We start from the raw sequence: 732 nt of genomic DNA, 5'->3' as shown, positions 1-732 counted from the left end.
ACTCATTTCAAGAGTGAAAAGGAGGAAGACAAATGGTCATTTTAAATTATATTTTAGTATGTATTATTTTTGGAACGACATTTTTAACGATAAAAATTGGAATAGAAGCGGGCGCACCACCATTATTTTCAGCTGGAATTCGTTTCTTTTTAGCGGGCCTTATTCTCATTATTATTTTTAAATTAAAGAGAAAGGATATTAGGCCTTACTTATTATCAAAACGTATTATATATGCTGGTTTTTGTTTAACTTTCATGACATTTGCGACCCTTTACTGGGCTGAACAATATATTTCTTCTGGATTAGCTGCAGTACTATCCGCAACAGGTCCAATGATGATTTTACTATTGCAATCAAAGAGAAATAAAACAAAATTGCAAAAAGAACAACTTGTTGCTTTAGTTATCGCACTCATTGGCGTTTTTGGTATTTCTTTACCTGGAATGCATCAAGAACTTACATTAATATGGAGTATCGCTTGCCTGGTTATATTAGTAGGAGAGTTATTTTATGGAATAGGTTCTATTCGTTCAAAAGAAATACTTTCAGATTTACCGGACGTATCACCATTTCTCATTAACGGTATTCAAATGTTTTATGGGGGAATCTTGCTGTTAATTGTATCTGTTGTAATGGAACAGCCTAATCTAACAGTCTTAACATCTTGGAGTGTACAATGGCCAATTTTATATCTCATATTTGTAGGGTCTATCGGCGGACACGGCTTATATT

The 732-nt window shown here is 33.5% G+C and carries 1 protein-coding gene; it reads left to right on the top strand.

The features are described 5' to 3' along the window. Positions 1–32: 32 nt before the first annotated feature. Positions 33–732 (top strand): DMT family transporter (locus tag AC1DTM_RS30030; protein WP_477001654.1); only part of this gene is annotated, 700 nt, incomplete at its 3' end.

This window comes from Bacillus sp. P4_D3, assembly GCF_056401855.1.
Note: the sequence above shows the minus strand (reverse complement) of the source record. Positions and strands in the feature narration are given on the sequence as shown.